Origin of the sequence: Pseudomonas sp. So3.2b (assembly GCF_019464415.1) — a bacterium.
Lineage (GTDB): Bacteria > Pseudomonadota > Gammaproteobacteria > Pseudomonadales > Pseudomonadaceae > Aquipseudomonas > Aquipseudomonas shahriarae.
In genome coordinates, this window is the sequence record NZ_CP080494.1 from 5,555,453 (window position 1) to 5,574,107 (window position 18,655).

17 protein-coding genes are annotated in these 18,655 nt (G+C 60.6%); 9 read left to right on the forward strand and 8 right to left on the reverse strand.

Annotated elements, in window-relative coordinates; genetic code table 11:
- Window positions 1–27 precede the first annotated feature (27 nt).
- Window positions 28–2,397 carry a 7TM diverse intracellular signaling domain-containing protein gene (locus K1X80_RS25040; protein WP_057960682.1) on the reverse strand — a complete coding sequence of 790 codons (2,370 nt, stop codon included), beginning with the start codon at window positions 2,395–2,397 and terminating at the stop codon, window positions 28–30.
- Window positions 2,398–2,684: 287 nt separating this feature from the next.
- On the opposite strand from K1X80_RS25040, the gene K1X80_RS25045 reads away from it, so the two are divergent.
- The 4 genes from K1X80_RS25045 (at window position 2,685) to K1X80_RS25060 (ending at window position 6,205) form a co-directional block, all read left to right on the forward strand.
- A complete protein-coding gene (locus K1X80_RS25045; RefSeq protein WP_220172545.1) occupies window positions 2,685–3,482 on the forward strand; it encodes a hydroxymethylpyrimidine/phosphomethylpyrimidine kinase in 798 nt (265 codons plus the stop codon).
- Between the two features lie 18 nt (window positions 3,483–3,500).
- Window positions 3,501–4,124: a thiamine phosphate synthase gene (gene thiE, locus K1X80_RS25050; RefSeq protein WP_057439019.1), complete on the forward strand. Its 624-nt coding sequence runs from the start codon at window positions 3,501–3,503 to the stop codon at window positions 4,122–4,124.
- 17 nt (window positions 4,125–4,141) lie between these two features.
- On the forward strand, window positions 4,142–5,425 hold the full coding sequence (gene hemL, locus K1X80_RS25055; protein ID WP_120734191.1) for a glutamate-1-semialdehyde 2,1-aminomutase: 1,284 nt from the start codon (window positions 4,142–4,144) through the stop codon (window positions 5,423–5,425).
- A gap of 225 nt (window positions 5,426–5,650) precedes the next feature.
- The gene (locus K1X80_RS25060; RefSeq protein WP_198799916.1) at window positions 5,651–6,205 is read left to right on the forward strand and encodes a tetratricopeptide repeat protein; all 555 of its coding nucleotides are present in this window, start codon (window positions 5,651–5,653) and stop codon (window positions 6,203–6,205) included.
- Between the two features lie 4 nt (window positions 6,206–6,209).
- On the opposite strand, the gene K1X80_RS25065 is transcribed toward K1X80_RS25060, so the two are convergent.
- From K1X80_RS25065 to K1X80_RS25095, 7 genes are all read right to left on the reverse strand, one after another.
- Window positions 6,210–7,322, reverse strand: a complete 1,113-nt coding sequence (locus tag K1X80_RS25065) for a succinylglutamate desuccinylase/aspartoacylase family protein (protein WP_220172546.1) — start codon at window positions 7,320–7,322, stop codon at window positions 6,210–6,212.
- 9 nt (window positions 7,323–7,331) lie between these two features.
- Window positions 7,332–8,042, reverse strand: a complete 711-nt coding sequence (locus K1X80_RS25070) for an ABC transporter permease (protein ID WP_057960686.1) — start codon at window positions 8,040–8,042, stop codon at window positions 7,332–7,334.
- Window positions 8,039–8,758: an ABC transporter permease gene (locus K1X80_RS25075; RefSeq protein WP_169989727.1), complete on the reverse strand. Its 720-nt coding sequence runs from the start codon at window positions 8,756–8,758 to the stop codon at window positions 8,039–8,041. Before K1X80_RS25075 ends, K1X80_RS25070 begins: the two co-directional genes overlap by 4 nt.
- 31 nt (window positions 8,759–8,789) lie before the next feature.
- The gene (locus tag K1X80_RS25080) at window positions 8,790–9,560 is read right to left on the reverse strand and encodes a transporter substrate-binding domain-containing protein (RefSeq protein ID WP_057960688.1); all 771 of its coding nucleotides are present in this window, start codon (window positions 9,558–9,560) and stop codon (window positions 8,790–8,792) included.
- Window positions 9,561–9,596: 36 nt separating this feature from the next.
- Window positions 9,597–11,654 carry an FAD-dependent oxidoreductase gene (locus tag K1X80_RS25085; protein WP_120734193.1) on the reverse strand — a complete coding sequence of 686 codons (2,058 nt, stop codon included), beginning with the start codon at window positions 11,652–11,654 and terminating at the stop codon, window positions 9,597–9,599.
- 93 nt (window positions 11,655–11,747) lie between these two features.
- Window positions 11,748–12,608 (reverse strand): MurR/RpiR family transcriptional regulator, encoded by an 861-nt coding sequence (locus tag K1X80_RS25090; RefSeq protein ID WP_120734194.1) that lies wholly within the window; start codon window positions 12,606–12,608, stop codon window positions 11,748–11,750.
- Window positions 12,609–12,716: 108 nt separating this feature from the next.
- A complete protein-coding gene (locus tag K1X80_RS25095; RefSeq protein ID WP_003236992.1) occupies window positions 12,717–13,043 on the reverse strand; it encodes a DUF1820 family protein in 327 nt (108 codons plus the stop codon).
- 132 nt (window positions 13,044–13,175) lie between these two features.
- On the opposite strand from K1X80_RS25095, the gene miaB reads away from it, so the two are divergent.
- The 5 genes from miaB (at window position 13,176) to lnt (ending at window position 18,599) form a co-directional block, all read left to right on the forward strand.
- The gene (gene miaB / locus K1X80_RS25100; protein ID WP_057439015.1) at window positions 13,176–14,504 is read left to right on the forward strand and encodes a tRNA (N6-isopentenyl adenosine(37)-C2)-methylthiotransferase MiaB; all 1,329 of its coding nucleotides are present in this window, start codon (window positions 13,176–13,178) and stop codon (window positions 14,502–14,504) included.
- 225 nt (window positions 14,505–14,729) lie between these two features.
- Window positions 14,730–15,734 (forward strand): PhoH family protein, encoded by a 1,005-nt coding sequence (locus K1X80_RS25105; RefSeq protein WP_200659146.1) that lies wholly within the window; start codon window positions 14,730–14,732, stop codon window positions 15,732–15,734.
- Window positions 15,727–16,185: an rRNA maturation RNase YbeY gene (ybeY, locus tag K1X80_RS25110; protein ID WP_057960691.1), complete on the forward strand. Its 459-nt coding sequence runs from the start codon at window positions 15,727–15,729 to the stop codon at window positions 16,183–16,185. The genes K1X80_RS25105 and ybeY overlap by 8 nt, the downstream gene beginning before the upstream one ends.
- A 42-nt stretch (window positions 16,186–16,227) precedes the next feature.
- Window positions 16,228–17,067 (forward strand): HlyC/CorC family transporter, encoded by an 840-nt coding sequence (locus tag K1X80_RS25115; RefSeq protein ID WP_005791724.1) that lies wholly within the window; start codon window positions 16,228–16,230, stop codon window positions 17,065–17,067.
- A gap of 8 nt (window positions 17,068–17,075) precedes the next feature.
- Window positions 17,076–18,599, forward strand: coding sequence for an apolipoprotein N-acyltransferase (gene lnt / locus K1X80_RS25120; protein ID WP_057960692.1), 1,524 nt, complete (start codon window positions 17,076–17,078; stop codon window positions 18,597–18,599).
- Window positions 18,600–18,655 lie beyond the last annotated feature (56 nt).

Sequence of the window (18,655 nt, forward strand, 5' to 3'; positions counted from 1 at the left end):
CTGCGCTTAAAAAAGTGGCATAAGCGCCTAACTGCCGGCGCTTTCACCCTCTAACGGGCACAGCAGGCGGCGCTGCAACACGGCTTGCAACAGCTCGAAACGCACCGGCTTGAGCAACTGCTCGGTCGGGCCGACGCCGTGACAATGCTGGCGGGCGCTGCCTTGCAGGGCGTCGCTCAGGGCGATCACCGGCAGCTCGCCGCACCCTGGCAAGGCCCGGATCTGGCAGCACAGGGAGAAGCCATCTTCGGGCACATCCAGCAACACCGCATCAAACGCCCCCTCCTGCAGCATCGCCAGGGCCGTGGGGCCACTGTCCGCGACTTTCACCCGGTAACCGAGCTTGAGCAACATGCCACGCAAGACCAACTGGGTGACGCAATTGTCCTCCACCAGCAATACCGTGCAGTCTTGTGGCGCGCGGTGCAGGTCCACGGCCCGGGCCGGCTCCGGCGGCACCGCGATAACGGCCACCTCCAGCTGGAATCGGCTGCCCTTACGCGGTTCGGAATGATGGGTCAGGCTCCCGCCGAGCAACTCGATCAACTGCCGGCAGATCGCCAGGCCAATGCCCAGGCCGCCATATTCGCGAGTGGTCGAGCCGTCCACCTGGAAGAAGCGCTGATACAGGGTCGCCTCATCCAGTTGCGCAAAGCCAATCCCGGAGTCGCTAACGATAAACGTCAGATGCAAATGGCCATCCGCCTGGGGCAGGCCCACTACGCGCACGCGCACCGCACCGTCGTGGGTGAACTTGAAGGCGTTATCCAGCAGGCATTCCAGGCATTGCATCAATTTGCCTGCATCGCCGTCCAGGCGATCCGGCAACTCACTCGCCACGTCGATGGAGAACGCCAACCCCTTGCTCTGGGCATTGCCCAGGAACTGCTGACGCAAGGTATCGAGTACCCCGCGCAGGCTGAACACCTGCGGTTGCACACTGAGGCGACCGGCTTGCAACTCGGTGAGGGTGAGGATGCCATTGACCATGCGCATCATGTCCCGCGCAGAGCCGGCGGCGGTTTGCTGGTACTGCGCCAGGTCGCCGGCCAGAGGCTCGGTCTGCATCAGTTCCAACGACCCAATCACCCCGTTCATCGGGGTGCGCAGTTCATGGGTCAGGGTCGCGAGGAATTCGTCTTTCAACTGGTTGCTGTGGGCCAGTTGCTGGTTGAGCACTTCCAGTTTCTGGCTGGCATCAAACAGGATTTGCGCCTGCTGTTCGCGCATCGCGTTGATCCGGTCGGCCAGGGCCAGGGACAACAGGGCGACTTCAATGGCCGAGCCGATCTGGCTGGAGTACATGGTGAGAAACACATTGGGCAGGTAGCCCAGCACCATCAGCGTGTTGATCACCCCGCCGATCAGGAACGCCGACCAGGCGATGATGAAATACCGCGCCACACGCTGGCCACAGCACCAGGCCTTGATCCCGGCGACAAAGATGGTCACGGTGAAAACCAGGGCTAGCGCGGTCGCCAGGCGCAGGGCCAGGGCGTAGCTGGTCATCAGCGACAACACCATCACCACCGCCCCCGTCCCCACCAGCACCAGCAGCACCCGGTCCAGCCAGCGGCTGTAGAGAGCAGTGTGCAGGAAGCTGCGGGCAAACAGGCTGCCGAACAACGCGGAGGCGCCGATCAGGAACGGCGTCGCCGCATTCGCCCACCAGGGGTTGTCGGGCCAGAAATACTCCACGGCCGCGCCATTCACCGAGAGCTGGTACATACCGAACGAGGCGATATAGAGGATGTAGTAGAGGTAACTGGTATCGCGCACGCTGAGGTAGATAAACAGGTTGTACACCAGCATGCCCAGCAGCACACCGTAGATCAGGCCCAGCACATACAGGCGCAGCGGCTGATCTTCCAGGTAGGCGGTGCTCGACCACAGGGTCAGCGGCGCCTGGATCGAACCCTCGCTTTGCAGGCGCAGATAGAGGGTTTTCTGCTCGCCCGCACTGAAGTCGACGGTGAACAGGTAATTGTTCTGGCGAATCTCACGGCTGGCAAAGGGCAATGCATCCCCGGTACGCCCGGCCAGGCGATAGTCGCCGTCACCCTCGGGCAGGTACAACTCAAGATGATCAAGGGGCGGATAGGCCAGCTCCAGCAGCCAGGTGCGCAGGGCGTCGGGATCCTTGGGCAGGTAATGCAGGTCGACCTTGAGCCAGAACGCCGAGCGCGAATAGCCGGCATTCAAGGTGTCTTTATCGTGCGGGGTGTAGCGACTGGCGAGTGCCGCTGAACGGGCCTCGGCGATGGTGAGATTGCCGCTTGGATCTTCGAGTACTTGCATGACCCGGCCCAGGGGAAGACTTCGGGTGGTTTCATTGAACTCGACGGCGCCGGCCAGCATCGGCAGCCCGCACAAGAGAAACATCAGCAAATAGCGCATAGAGCCCCAGCGTGGCCTGTCCGGTTATGTCAAAAGCCCCCCATTCCTTTTGAGATGACGTACACCGGCGATACATTTAAGTTGTTTGGATCCACTCTAGCATAGCCGGTAAAGGCCAAAAGACACCATTGAAATAATTTTTTGAAAGGCTCTAGCCCGGGCCTTTCAGCGCACTAATTGCTAGAAATGGATGATGGCTTATAGCCATTTACCAGTGTATTTCGGCGTCAAATACCAGCACTGCCCGACAGCCACGCAAAAAGCGTTTGGTGGTAAGCTCGCGCACCATGAATATCTACAGCTCTCGCCCCGTTGTCCTCTGTCTCTCCGGCCATGATCCCAGTGGTGGCGCCGGCTTGCAGGCAGATATCGAAGCCCTGCTCTCCCAAGGCTGTCATGCGGCCCCGGCCGTGACCGCGCTGACCGTGCAGAACACCGTGAATGTCAGCGATTTCCGCGTGCTCGACCGCGAGTGGGTATTGGCCCAGGCCAACGCCGTGCTCGGTGACTCCGAAGTCGCGGCGGTCAAGCTGGGCATGCTCGGGTCCACGGTGATGGTCGATACCGTGGTCGAACTGCTCCAGCAGCACCCGCACCTGCCGGTGGTCTGCGACCCGGTGCTGCGCGCCGGCGGCGGCGGTAGCCTGGGCAAGGACGAGGTCGGCTATGCGATGCGCGAGCGGCTGTTGCCCTTGTCGCTGATTGCCACGCCCAACCTGCCTGAGGCGCGCATCCTCGCCGAACTGCCCAACGGCACGGCGGATGAATGCGCCGAGAAACTGCTGCCGTTTATCAAGCACCTGTTGATCACCGGCGGCCATGGCGACGAGCATGAGGTGCACAATCGCCTCTACAGCCGCGACGGCACACGCCACACGTTTACCTGCCAGCGCCTGCCCGGCAGCTATCACGGCTCCGGTTGCACTCTGGCCAGCGCCCTGGCCGGCCGCCTGGCCCAGGGTCAAAGCCTGGCCAGCGCCGTGGAGTCGGCACTCAATTACACCTGGCGCACCCTGCGGGACGCCGAACAACTGGGCCAGGGGCAATTTGTGCCGCGTCGCCTGCCATTGGATTTCTGTTCGTAATATCAAGGGGCCTGCTCGATGAAACTACGTGGCCTGTACGCCATTACCGACAGCCAACTATTGGCCGGTAAGTTCCTGTCCTACGTCGAGGCCGCGCTGGAAGGCGGCGTGACCTTGCTGCAATACCGCGACAAGAGCAGCGACGAGGCCCGTCGCCTGCGCGAAGCCGAGGCTCTGCGTGAACTGTGCTCGCGCTACAAGACCCATCTGATCATCAATGACGATGCCGAACTGGCCGCGCGCCTGGGCGTCGGCGTTCACCTGGGGCAGACCGACGGCCCGCTGACACCGGCCCGGGCGTTACTCGGGCGCAATGCCATTATCGGCTCCACCTGCCACAGCCAGATCGAACTGGCCGAACAGGCTGCGCGCGAAGGTGCCAGCTATGTTGCCTTTGGCCGCTTCTTCAACTCCACGACCAAACCCGGTGCACCCGCAGCCACCGTTGAAATGCTGGCCCAGGCCCGCGCGCGCCTGCAGGTGCCGATCTGCGTGATCGGCGGCATCACCCTGGAAAACGCCGCGCCCCTGGTGGAGCACGGTGCCGACCTGCTGGCAGTGGTCCACGGCCTGTTCGGTGCCGACAGCCCCCAGGACGTGACGCGCCGCGCCCGCGCCTTCAACGAACTCCTCAAATCCTGAATTCAGAGAGCCTGCCCATGTCTCGTTCCGAAACGTTGTTTGCCAATGCCCAGAAACACATCCCCGGCGGTGTGAACTCCCCCGTGCGTGCGTTCAAGAGCGTCGGCGGCACGCCGTTGTTCTTCAAGCACGCCGAAGGCGCCTACGTCACCGACGAAGATGACAAGCGCTATGTGGACTACGTGGGTTCCTGGGGCCCGATGATCCTCGGCCACAGCCACCCCGACGTGCTGGACGCAGTACGCAAGCAGTTGGAACACGGCCTGTCCTACGGCGCGCCCACCGCCATGGAAACCGAAATGGCCGACCTGGTGTGCTCGATCGTGCCGTCGATGGAGATGGTGCGCATGGTCAGCTCCGGCACCGAAGCGACCATGAGCGCGATTCGCCTGGCCCGTGGGTTCACCGGCCGCGACAGCATCATCAAGTTCGAAGGCTGCTACCACGGCCACTCCGACAGCCTGCTGGTCAAGGCCGGCTCCGGCCTGCTGACCCAGGGCGTTCCGAGTTCGGCTGGTGTGCCAGCTGCGTTTGCCAAGCACACCCTGACCTTGCCGTTCAACGACATCGGCGCCGTCGAGCAAATGCTCAGCGAAGTCGGTCAGGAGGTGGCGTGCATCATCGTCGAGCCGGTGGCGGGCAACATGAACTGTGTACCGCCGGCCCCGGGGTTCCTCGAAGGCTTGCGTGAGCAGTGCGATAAACACGGTGTGGTATTGATCTTCGACGAAGTGATGACCGGCTTTCGCGTTGCCCTCGGCGGCGCCCAGGCTCACTACGGCGTAACGCCGGACCTGAGCACCTTCGGCAAAATCATCGGCGGCGGCATGCCGGTAGGCTGCTTCGGCGGCAAGCGCGAGATCATGCAGCACATCGCGCCGCTGGGCCCGGTCTACCAGGCCGGCACCCTGTCCGGTAACCCGCTGGCCATGGCCGCCGGCCTGACCACCCTGCGCCTGATCAGCCGCCCTGGCTTCCATGCCGAGCTGAGCGACTACACCACGCGTTTGCTGGACGGCCTGCAACAACGCGCCGATGCAGCGGGTATCCCGTTCGTCACGACCCAGGCCGGTGGCATGTTCGGCCTGTATTTCAGCGGTGCCGACGACATCGTGACCTTTGACGATGTGATGGGCAGCGATGCCAACCTGTTCAAGCGTTTCTTCCACCTGATGCTCGAAGGTGGCGTGTACCTGGCACCAAGTGCCTTTGAAGCCGGCTTCACCTCCATCGCCCATGGCGACGCCGAGCTGAAACTGACCCTGGATGCTGCCGAGCGCGCCTTCGCCGCACTGAAGTAAGACAGCCATAACCTGACGTCGCCCCTGGCGGCGTCAGATTTGTTACCTTGCTTACAGAAATTTCCTCGTTTTTTCGAGAAAACACCTGCAATCCGGCAGATAACTTGCCCACGCAGCAGAAAAACGAGTAAAGACTTTGTAAGCAGAGGCCTGCTTATTTCATAATGCGCGCTTATTGGATCCCCACGTGGCTCCACGCGCCCCGTCAGAGGTAAGTCGATTCCCATGAAACGCACCGGCCGCACCCTGGTTCTGGGCTGCCTGTTGCTCCTTCAACCGCTGCTTGCACATGCACAAGCGGGCGGCAACTCGTTGTTGATCCCAGCGATGGGTCGTTGCACCCTCGATACTCAGTCCGACAGCCAGGCCGAGGCGCTGAGCGCCTGCCAAACCCTGGCCGATGGCGGGGATGCGCAGGCGCAATACGAGTTGGGCGAATTCTTCTACGACGACAAAAACCCTGCCCGCGACCTGAACAAAGCCTTGAGCTTCTTCGAAAAAGCCTCGCTGCAGGGTCATGCCCAGGCGCAATTCAAGCTGGGCAGCATGTTCTTCCATGGCGAAGGCGTGCCGGCCAACAACGTGCAGGCGTATATCGTGCTGAAGATGGCGGCGGTCAACGGCGCCGAAGATGCGCTCGACACCGCAGACGAAGTGGCCGAGCACATGCAGCGCGATGAGCTGGAAGTGGCGACCCAGGTGCTGGGGCAGATTTTCCGCAATTACCTGCAGGAATTGCAGAGTGCGGATGGGCGTTCGCCCTTTTCGCCGCTGCCCTGACCTGTCAAGGCGATAACAGGTCGCCCTGTCGATAGGCCCTGACACCCGCGACATGGGCAATCGTCATACCCGCCGTCGCCATCCGCCGTAACGAGCGCACATACAACATCCCCCCATGAGCACAGACCACCGGTGTCGAGCGCTCGGTGATCGGATCAATGATCTCGGCGACCCGCTGCCCCTCCTGTAGGGCGTCGCCAACCCTGGCGCAAAACACGATCAGCCCAGGCGCCAGACTCACTATCGGCTCCACCCCCGCCAGCGGTGTGGGTGGGTTAAGCAGAGGGGGCAGTTGCGGTACCAAGCCCTCAATGGCTCCTATATAGGTCAGGTAATCAATCAGCGCCTGGCTGTCCCGGCGCGCCAGCCCGTGATCCACATCGGCCACACCGCGCAACTCCACGGTTACCGCGAAGCCCGGCGGCTGAATACGTCCGGCAAAGCGCGCCTGCATCTGCCTCCAGAACAGTGTGAAACACTCGTCGAACGATTGCCCCCCCGCCTCGTGCGCCATGAAACAGGCTTCGGCACCCAGGTAGCGCGCCAGAGGCTCGACTTGTGGCCAGAAGTCCGGCGCCAGGTACAGGTGCTGCACCGCTTCGAAGTCGCAATGCAGGTCCAGCACCATATCCGCGTCATAGGCGAGGGTTTGCAAGGTCAGGCGCAGGGATTGCAGTTGCGTCGTGGGGACCTGACGGGCCAGGACGGCTTTCAGGCTTGCGCGGATCAGATGCAGGTTGCGGACAGGGTCATCGGTCAGTTTCGCGCCCACTTCATCGCCCACCTGCTGACTGAGGTCGAGGAAAAACCGATTGAAGTTCTCCCGGCTTTCGTTATCGAAGCGCCCCTGGGGCACGTCCATCAACACCTGCTCCAAACCCAACGGGTTGGCGACGGGTACCAACACAATGTGTCGACGCAGCGCGCCCGATGCCTCAAGGGCGGCCAGCCGTTGCTTGAGATGCCAGAGCACCAACATGCCCGGCAACTCATCGGCGTGCAGGGAAGATTGGATATAGATTTTTCCGCAGGACGCCGGCGGTCCGTAATGAAAGCTGTAAATCTGCCGGGACATGCCCGGCACCGCCGCCAACAGTTCATGTCGTTCTATTTGCATATCGACCTCCTATCGGCCGGGTCCCAAAAAGCTCAACCAGCGCCGCTCCGCCAGGCGGAACAGCCCCACCAGGGCAAACGTGGTCAACAGGTAAAGGAGCGCGGCAATGGCAAAGGACTCAAACGTAAGGAACGTCGTGGAACTCGCATCCCGCGCCACTTTCAGAAGGTCCGCAACCGTGGCCGTAAAGGCCAGCGTCGTAGAATGCAGCATGAAAATCACTTCATTGCTGTAGTAGGGCAATGAACGACGCACCACGGCGGGCATGACCAGGTAAACGTAGAGCTTCCAGCCGTCAAACCCCAGGGCTCGAGCGGCCTCGACTTCGCCACGGGGCATGGCGCGAATGGCCCCGGCGAATATTTCGGTGGTGTAGGCACAGGTATTGAGGGCAAAGGCCAGTACGGTGCAATTGAGCGCGTCGCGAAAAAAAGCATCCAGCAATGGCTGTTCGCGTACTGCAGCAATACTGTAAATGCCGGTGTAACAGATCAATAACTGGATATAGAGCGGCGAACCACGAAACAGGTACGTGAAGCATTGCACCGGCCAGCGCAGCCGCCGCCGGCATGCAACCCGGGCAATGGACAAGGGCAGCGCCGCGATGAATCCCAGGCATAGCGACAGGCTGGTCAACCACAAGGTCATCGCCAGCCCAGTGAGCTGTTCGCCGTCGGAGTAGAGAAAGGGTCGCCAGTACTCCTGGATCAGCTCGATCATAGCCGGCTCTCGCTGCTGTAACGGCGCTCAAGCCAACGCAACAGCGCGTTGGACACACTGCTCAGCAAGAGATAGATCAGCGCCGCAAACAGCAGAAAACCCAAGAGCTGCTGACTGCCCTTGCCCGCCATTTGCGCCACCTTCACCAGATCGGCCAAGCCAATGATCGATACCAGCGCCGTGGCCTTGAGCAAGACCATCCAGTTATTCCCAAGGCCTGGCAAAGCGAACCGCATCATCTGCGGGAACACCACATACACAAAGCCCTGCCAGGGAGTCAGGCCCAATGCCTTGGCAGCATTCGCTTGCCCACCGGGCACCGCCAGCAAGGCCCCACGGAACGTCTCGGTAAAGTAAGCCCCATAGACAAACCCCAGGGTAATAACCCCCGCGCTAAACGGGTCGATTTCTATGTAGGCCCATTCCAAGGCGTTTGTCAGGCGACTCAGCCCGGTTTGTAGACCATAGAAAATCAGCAGCATCAGCAGTAAATCCGGCACCCCTCGGATAAGCGTGGTGTAAAGCTGGGCCGAGAAGCGCCAGCCCCACACTCTGGACAGTTTCGCGCACGCCCCGATCAAGCCAAAGACCAGCCCCAGCAGCAGGGATAACAACGCCAGCTTGAGTGTGAGCCAGATGCCTTGCAGCAACAGGGGGCCATAGCCCAGCAGGCTCGTCATGAAGTGCGCGGCGACCGGCAATAATGGTTCAAACATAAGTGCCCGCTCCTTACTTGATAAAGAGCGGTCAATTGCCGCTGAACATGTCCATGCCGTCGAAGTACTGGTCTTGCAGGCGGGCATAGGTGCCATCCGTGTGCAGCGCCGCCAACCCCTGGTCCAGCATGCCTTTCAAGGCGGCGTTGCCCTTGGCGAGACCGATGGCACTTTTTGCTGGCATCAATTCGCTTTCAATCACAGGACCAAGGACAAAACCGGCACCACGGGGCGAGCGTAAAAATCCGCTGCGGGCTTGCTGTGCGTCTTGTAGCGAAGCCTGCAAACGCCCCGTTATCAGATCGGCATAGACTTGCTCCTGGTCGGGATAGGCCACCACCTTCATGCCCGCCTTGGCCAGCACTTGCTTGGCATAGACCTCCTGGATGGAGCCTTGCAAATAGCCGACAGATTGACCGCTGGGCGCCTCCAGGCGGGTACCTTGCCTGTACACCATGGCAGTCGGGCTGGAGAACACTTCGGAAGTGAAATCAATCACCTTCAGGCGTGCGGCAGTAATGCTCATCGAGGCCAGTATGGCGTCGATCTTCCCGGCCTTGAGGCTTGGGATCATAGCGTCGTAGTCAATCTCGACCCACTGGCAACGGACATCCAGGTGTGCACAGATAGCGTTGCCGATATCAACTTCAAAACCGACCAGTTGACCGGTGTTGTCTTTATAGGCAAAGGGCGCGTAGTTGGGGTCAACGCCAAAGCGAATAACTTCGTAGTTTTTGGCAAGTACCGAACCATTGAATAAAAAAATAATAGACAGCGATAACATCAGGACTATTTTTTTCATTGTTTTATTCCTCGTTATTTGTAGAACAACAGAACGCTACATAACCTCCAGACATGTAATTTCTCGACGCATGAATAATGAGCCGGCAGGGGCGTCAAATTCTCGCGCCTGGCGATGACCGCCATACACCGCCGCCGCTATGGTCCCCGGCGCCAGGCAGTCACCTATCGGGAGCAGAGTCTGGATACCGGCTTCTCGCAACTCTTCGTCAGGCCGGTCGAGCGCCCGGAACAAAGCCTGCTCGGGCTCGCGGGACGTCACCAGTAACAGCGAGGCCACAGCAATCACACGAGGCCGACCGGTATAGACACAGCTGGCAATCACACCATCAGACGTCACCGTCATCAGCGAGTGGGAAGCGATGATGGTGACATCCAGTTCTAGCAGGCGACGCTGGATGCGATGTTGTTCAAGGGTGTTATGGGTCCAGGCCGCAACATCCGCTGCCGGGGTGACGAAGACAACCTCCACGCCCTGGGCCACCAACCGCTCGGCCAGCACGCTGCCCATGTAGTAATGATCGTCGTCGAACAACAGCACTGGCGAAGGGGCAAGCGCACCGCCCATCACATCATCCGGGGTCAGGATCGGCAGGCTTTCCAGTCCGGGCAAGGCCTGACGCAGCGCCCTGCCCAGGCCATCACGACGCCAGCGAGCGCCGGTCGCAATAAAAACGTGCGCGGCGGCGAAGTCCAGTACGTCTTGAGCCTCCAGGGGGCTTTGCCGATAGATCTGCACCCTGTCCATGCGGCTCAGGGCATCCAGCCGATAGTCGATCACCCGCGACCAACTCGACAACCCGGGCAATTTTGACTCAAGCGCCACACGCCCGCCCAGGGTCCGCGAGCTCTCCACCAAGGCGACCTCCATGCCGCGCGCGCCCAGCACACGCGCACATTCAAGCCCGGCGGGCCCTGCACCGACCACCAGGGCGCGGCTTGAGCTGCGTGCAGGGCTCACCGACTCGGGGTGCCAGCCCCGCCGCCATTCTTCGCCCATGGTCGGGTTCTGCGTGCATCGCAAGGGCGTACTGGTGTGGTCGCCACTGACGCAGACATTGCAGCCAATGCATTCGCGGATCTCATCCATCCGCCCTTCTTCAATCTTCTTGGGCAGGAACGGGTCGGCAATCGACGGGCGGGCAGCACCGATCAGGTCCAGCACGCCACGTCTGACCAGGGAAACCATGGTATCCGGCGAGGTAAAACGCCCCACACCCACCAGCGGTTTGCTGGTCAACGCCTTCAGCCCGGATAAAAAGGTCTCTTGATAACCTTCGCTGGCAAAACGCGAGGTCATGCTGTCGTTCGACCAGTCGGCCACATTGATATCCCACAGGTCTGGCAAGTCAGCCAGCATGGTGAAGATTTCGGCCCCCTCCCCTTCGTGGGACAGGCCAGCGGCGATCTGCTCATCCACCGCCAACCGCACAGCGACCGCACACCGGTCGCCCACCGCGTCCCGAGTGTCTTCAATCAACTCGCGCAACAAGCGCACGCGATTCTCCAACACCCCTCCGTACTCATCGGTACGACGGTTGTTGCGCGGTGTCAGAAAATGAAACGGCAAGCCCAGATCGTGGCCGGCGTACACATAGACGATATCGAAACCCGCCGAGCGCGCCCGCAAGGCGGCCGCCCGATGCATCTGACGCAGTTGCCTGATATCCGCAAGACTCATGGCCCGCGCCTGGACCGGGTCATACCCTCGCACTGGAGTGTCAGAGGGGGCCCACGGCACTTCGCGGCTGTAGCGATTCGGCGCGGAGTAGCCATTGAACGCCAGTTCAACGCCTGCCAGTGAACCGTGCTGGTGGACCGCCTCACACATGCGCGCCAGCGCCGGTATATCTCGCTCGTCCCACAACCGTGCTTCTATATAAGGAGAAAACTCGCTGTATGGGCTGATCTCGCACTCCTCCGTACAAACTACGCCCCATCCTCCCTGGGCCTTGATGCCACGCATACTCGCCATGGCGGAGGGGTGCACATGCCCCATACCGTTGCAATGAGGCACTTGATAAAAGCGGTTACGGGTGCGAACCGGTCCTATTTGAACTGATTCAAAAAGAATGTCATACCGAGGATCGCGCACAGGGCTACTCCCGAACGAATAAGTCCGTTGATAAAGGCTCAAAGAGCTATATAAAAATCAGTCGTGCGTTAACAGTCGAATTGCAACGCAGGTTCAACTTTGTACATAACCTACAAATGTTTGATGCAACTGTGCGATTGAACGCAAATACTCTTCCATCTCTGGACCGAGCTTTTTCGACATATCGTTAATCAACAAATGGGTCAGGGACAACATGGTCGACGTCGAGTCCCATAGCAGCTCAAGCTCCGTGGACACCCGGAATACCTCGTCGGCATTTTGCTCGGCCCACTCGCAAAAGTTATCGGTAATCAGCGTGACGGGAATATTGCGGCTGCGAGCCTCGCGACATAACAGCAGTGATTGGCGCGAATAACGTCGCGCTTCATAGACAATCAGCATCGAACCGGCCGGGGAAGCGAGCAATACCTCGCCGAAATGACCGGAGGCGCCATCCAGCAGATGCACGCCACGGCGCAGATACTGCAGCATATGAGCCATGGAACAGGCAGTACCGCGCTCAGTCCCGAAACCGGCGACAAAAATCTGCGGTGTTTGCGCAAGCCTGCTGGTCACTGCCTGCCAGGGAACGGTACGGGTGTATTCATAAACCCGCACCAGGGCCGCGATTTCCAACTCCAGGCTGCGGGCCAACGAACGCTGGCTATCAGAACCCTCCTGCTGGAAAGCGCGCAGCCGGTCGCCGATCAACCAGGGGCTATCGCCCAAGTCATCCTTGAGTTCGTTCTTGAGGTCTTTGAAATGCTTGTAGCCCACGGCGCGACAGAAGCGGCCAACGGTGGACTCACTGATGGCAAGCTTCTGCGCCACCATCGCCGAGTTCTCGAAGGGCAGATCCCTCAAGTTCGACAAAATATAAGCCGCCAGCGCGCGATAGGAAGGCGATCTGGATGACAGCTGCTGTTGGAGGCGTGTTTTTATAGGTGTGTTCATGGCGTCCTCTGCGCATGAGCACAAACTGATATTTTTCTATCACTCAGTCAATACGTGACAGATAACTATCAGAACAATCCTACAAATCAGGGTCTGGAGCCCAGCGTTCTACTTTTCCGGCATCGGCATCGGAAACGGCATGACATTGCTCACACCCCGCGCCTCGCTGATCTTGGGCGTGCCCAGGCGCTCGACTTCGTCGATGCGCACAATCGAATGCATCGGCACAAAACTGCGCACCACGCCTTCGAACTGGGCCTTGAGCTTTTCCTCGCCCGGATCGACGACCAGCTGCGTGCGCTCGCCAAAGACGAACTCTTCCACTTCCAGGAAGCCCCACAGATCACTTTGATAGATCTGTTTGGCGTACATTTCGAACACCTGGCCCTGGTTAAGGAAAATCACCTTGTAGATTGGAGCTTCACGTTTGGTCATGGGGGGCGGGCAGCACATCGGCGGATATAAATGAGGGCGCGAACTATAGCATGGCACCCGATGCACAGTGCTAGGAACCAATGGGCATGCCCCCTATAATGCGCGGTTCTTTACCACCAGTTGACGATTCCCATGGCCAAGAAGCTTTACATCGAAACCCACGGTTGCCAGATGAACGAGTACGACAGCTCGCGCATGGTCGATCTGCTGGGTGAACATCAGGCCCTGGAAGTCACGGCTCGCGCCGAAGATGCCGACGTGATCCTGCTCAATACCTGCTCGATCCGCGAACGGGCCCAGGATCGGGTCTACTCGCAGCTGGGCCGCTGGCGTGAACTGAAACTGGCCAACCCGGACATGGTGATCGCCGTCGGTGGTTGCGTGGCCAGCCAGGAAGGCGCGGCCATTCGCGACCGCGCGCCCTATGTCGACGTGGTCTTCGGCCCGCAGACCCTGCACCGCCTGCCGGAAATGATCGACGCTGCGCGTATCACCAAGTTGCCGCAGGTGGACGTCTCGTTTCCGGAAATCGAAAAGTTCGACCACCTGCCCGAGCCACGCATCGACGGCCCGAGCGCCTATGTGTCGGTGATGGAAGGTTGCAGCAAGTACTGCACCTTCTGCGTGGTGCCTTATACCCGGGGCGAAGAAGTCAGCCGACCGTTCGACGATGTGCTGGCGGAAATCATCCACCTGGCCGAAAACGGCGTGCGTGAAGTGACCCTGCTGGGGCAGAACGTCAACGGCTATCGCGGCCAGACCCACGATGGGCGCCTGGCGGACCTGGCCGAGCTGATTCGCGTGGTCGCGGCGGTAGACGGTATCGAGCGGATTCGCTACACCACCTCGCACCCGCTGGAGTTCTCCGACAGCCTGATCCAGGCCCACGCCGAAGTGCCGGAGCTGGTCAAGCACCTGCATTTGCCGGTGCAATCGGGCTCGGACCGCATCCTCTCGGCGATGAAGCGCAACCACACGGCCCTGGAGTACAAGTCCAAGCTGCGCAAACTGCGCGCCGCCGTGCCGGGCATCTGCATCAGTTCGGACTTTATCGTTGGTTTCCCTGGCGAGACCGAGAAGGACTTCCAGCAGACCATGAAGCTGATTGAAGACGTCGGTTTCGACTTCTCCTACTCCTTCGTCTACAGCCAGCGCCCCGGCACACCGGCTGCCGACCTGGTCGACGAAACCCCGGAGGAGCTGAAAAAGGAGCGCCTCAACGCCTTGCAGCATCGCCTCAACCAGCAAGGTTTCGAGATCAGCCGACAAATGGTCGGCTCGACCCAGCGCATCCTGGTCACCGATTACTCGAAGAAAGACCCGGGCGAGTTGCAGGGACGTACCGAGAACAATCGGATCGTCAATTTCCGTTGCGACAACCCGACGCTGATCGGCCAGTTCGCCGACGTGCACATCGACGCGGCGCAACCGCACTCGCTGCGCGGCTCACTGATCCAGTAACCCATCAATACTCCTGACTGGTGGAGATCAAAATGTGGGAGCGGGCTTGCTCGCGAAGGCAGTGGATCAGTGACAGATGCATTGACTGACACACCGCGTTCGCGAGCAAGCCCGCTCCCACATGGGAACCGCGCAGCATTCCGATAACTTAAGTGCTTTCGCACACCGGCGGCTGGCGTTATCCTCTATTTCACCTAAACAGCCAAAGGGCGGCTAAAAGCAACCTTGAACGCACCCATAGCAGAACCCCATCGTTTCCTCCTCGAGCCGTTTGAGGCTCGTCGCTTCGCCAATCTGTGCGGACAGTTCGACGAGCACCTGCGCCTGATCGAACAACGCCTGAGCATCGAGATCCGCAACCGCGGAAATCAATTCGAGCTGATTGGCGACCCCCAAAACACCACGTCTGCAGAAAACCTGCTGCGTCGCCTCTACCGCGAAACCAAGGGTAGCGAGCTGTCGCCGGAAACCGTACATCTGTACCTGCAGGAATCCGCCGTGGAAGACCTGGCCAACAACCCGGTGGCCGAAGCCAGCGTGGCACTGCGTACCAAAAAAGGCATGATTCGCCCGCGCGGCTTGAATCAGCAGCGCTATGTCAAAGAAATCCTCGGCAACGACATCAACTTCGGCATCGGCCCGGCCGGTACCGGCAAGACCTACCTGGCCGTAGCCTGTGCGGTAGACGCCCTGGAGCGCGAACAGGTGCGACGCATCTTGTTGGTGCGCCCGGCGGTGGAAGCTGGCGAGAAACTGGGCTTTCTGCCCGGCGACCTGGCCCAGAAGATCGACCCGTACCTGCGCCCGCTGTACGACGCGCTGTATGAAATGCTCGGCTTCGAGTATGTGGCCAAGCTGATCGAGCGCCAGGTGATCGAGATCGCCCCGCTGGCCTATATGCGCGGTCGCACGTTGAACAACAGCTTCATCATCCTCGACGAAAGCCAGAACACCACGGTCGAGCAGATGAAGATGTTTCTGACCCGTATCGGTTTCGGCTCCACCGCTGTGATCACCGGTGATATCACCCAGGTCGACCTGCCCAAGGGCACCAAGTCGGGCCTGGGCCAGGTGATCGAGGTGCTCAAGGACGTGCCGGGGATCAGCTTTACCCACTTCATGCCCAAGGATGTGGTGCGTCACCCGCTGGTACAGCGCATTGTCGAGGCCTACGAGCGCTTCGAACACCGCGACGACGGGCTGTCGAAGGACAACCGCCGCGATGCTTGAGCTTGATCTGCAACTGGCCACTGAAGCGCCAGCCCCCAGCGAAGAACAGTTCCGCCAATGGTGCACACTGGCCCTGCGCCAGCGCAGCGCCGACTCGGAACTGACCATCCGTCTGGTGGACGAACCTGAAGGCCGCGAGCTGAATCACACCTGGCGCCAGAAAGACTACGCGACCAATGTACTGTCGTTCCCCGCCGATGTGCCGGATGAACTGCTGGATATCCCGCTGCTGGGTGACCTGGTGATCTGCGTCGCGGTGGTGGAGCGCGAAGCAAAGGAACAAGGCAAGGCCCTGGAGGCCCACTGGGCCCACTTGGTCATGCACGGCTGCTTGCATCTGTTGGGTTACGACCATATAGATGATGAAGAAGCCGAAGAAATGGAAGCACTGGAACGAACGTTGCTTGCAGAGTTGGGTCATCCTGACCCCTATGCAGACGACGAACACTAATCGACACTCAACTGAAACAATCAAGGATTTAGAGTAATCGCTATGAGCGAAGACCGATCGAGCAACGGGCAAAAGTCATGGCTGGGTAAACTGACCCAGGCTTTTGCCCACGAGCCGAAAAACCGCCAGGAGCTGCTGGAGCTGCTGCGCGAGGCCCATCAGAACAAGTTGCTGGACAGCGAAGCGCTGGCCATCGTCGAAGGCGCCATCCAGGTGGCTGACCTGCAGGTTCGGGACATCATGGTCCCGCGCTCGCAGATGATCAGCATCAAGGCGACCCAGACCCCACGGGAATTCCTCCCGGCCGTGATCGACTCGGCGCACTCGCGCTACCCGGTGATCGGCGAGAGCCATGACGACGTCATGGGTGTCCTGCTGGCCAAGGACCTGCTGCCGCTGATCCTCAAGGAGAACGGCGACAGCTTCAACATCAAGGACCTGCTGCGTCCTGCGACCTTCGTGCCTGAATCCAAGCGCCTGAATGTGCTGCTGCGCGAGTTCCGCGCCAACCACAATCACATGGCCATCGTCATTGACGAATACGGCGGTGTCGCCGGCCTGGTGACCATCGAAGACGTGCTGGAACAGATCGTCGGCGATATCGAAGACGAACACGACGTTGAAGAAGACAGCTACATCAAGCCGCTGCCCAGCGGTGACTTCCTGGTCAAGGCGCTGACGCCGATCGAGAACTTCAACGAGTTCTTCGACAGCGAATTCTCCGACGATGAGTTCGACACTGTCGGTGGCCTGGTGATGAGTGCGTTTGGTCACTTGCCCAAGCGTAACGAAACCACCGAGATCGGCGCCTATCGCTTCCGCATCCTGAATGCCGATAGCCGTCGCATCCACCTGATCCGCCTGACACCTATTGCCCGCTAAGGACTGATATGCGCCGTCTCACCGCACCCGGCTGGCCCGGTAACCTGCTGGCCGTGGTGGCCGGTGCTATCACCACCCTGGCGCTGGCGCCGTTCGATATCTGGCCGCTGGCGCTGGTGGCGGTCGGGGTGTTCTATGCCGGGATGCGCCAACTGACACCCCGCCAGGCCTTCGGGCGTGGCTGGTGTTTCGGCTTTGGCCTGTTTGGCGCGGGCACCAGTTGGATCTACTACAGCATCCATCACTTTGGCGGCGCGTCGGTGTTGCTGGCCGGGCTGTTGATGCTCGCGTTCACCGCCGCGATTGCGCTGTTCTTTGCCCTGCCCGCCTGGCTCTGGGCGCGCTGGCTGCGCCGTAACGAAGCGCCGCTGGCCGATGCCTTGGCGTTTGCCGCGCTATGGGTGGGCCAGGAAGCGTTTCGCGGCTGGTTCCTCACCGGTTTCCCTTGGTTGTACTCCGGTTACAGTCAACTTGACGGCCCGCTGGCCGGGCTCGCGCCGCTGGGCGGGGTGTGGCTGATTTCGTTTGCCCTGGCCTTGAGCGCGGCACTGCTCGTCAACCTGCCGCGTTTGCTGGCAGCCAGGCGCAACGCGTTTATCGGCGCAGGCCTGGTGCTGCTGGTTGCGCCCTGGGCCATTGGCCTGGGGCTCAAGCACTACGCCTGGACCAGCCCCGCCGGTGAACCGCTGACCGTCGCGGCGATCCAGGGCAATGTCGAGCAGAGCATGAAGTGGGACCCAGCCCAGCTCAACGCGCAACTGGCGCTGTACCGCGACATGAGTTTTGCCTCCAAGCGCGTGGACCTGCTGATCTGGCCGGAAACCGCCGTGCCGGTGCTCAAGGAGTCCGTCGAGGGCTACCTGGGGATGATGGGCAAATTCGCTGCCGACCGGAACGCGGCGATGATCACCGGCGTGCCGATCCGCCAGGAAGTACGCCATGAGAAGCGCTACTTCAATGGCATCACCGTGGTCGGTCAAGGCGATGGCACCTATTTGAAGCAGAAGCTGGTGCCCTTTGGCGAGTACGTACCGCTGCAGGATGTATTGCGCGGGCTGATCGCGTTCTTCGACCTGCCGATGTCGGACTTCGCCCGCGGGCCTGAGGACCAGGCCATGCTGCAAGCCAAGGGTTATCAGATCGCGCCGTATATCTGCTACGAAGTGGTCTATCCGGAGTTCGCCGCCGGCCTCGCCGCCCGCAGCGACTTACTGCTGACCATCAGCAATGACACCTGGTTCGGCACCTCCATCGGCCCCTTGCAGCACCTGCAAATGGCCCAAATGCGCGCCCTCGAAGCCGGCCGCTGGATGATCCGTGCCACCAACAACGGCGTGACCGGCCTGATCAACCCGTTCGGGCAGATTACCGAGCAGATCCCGCAGTTCGAGCGCGGCATTCTCTACGGCGAGGTCGTACCGATGCACAACCTGACGCCGTACCTGCAATGGCGTTCGTGGCCGCTGATCATCCTGTGCCTGGGGCTGTTTGGCTGGGCCCTGCTGGCCGGGCGCATGGCCAAGACCGTCTGACAGACACCCAAGACCCAATGTGGCAGCGGGCTTTTTGTGGGAGCGGGCTTGCCCGC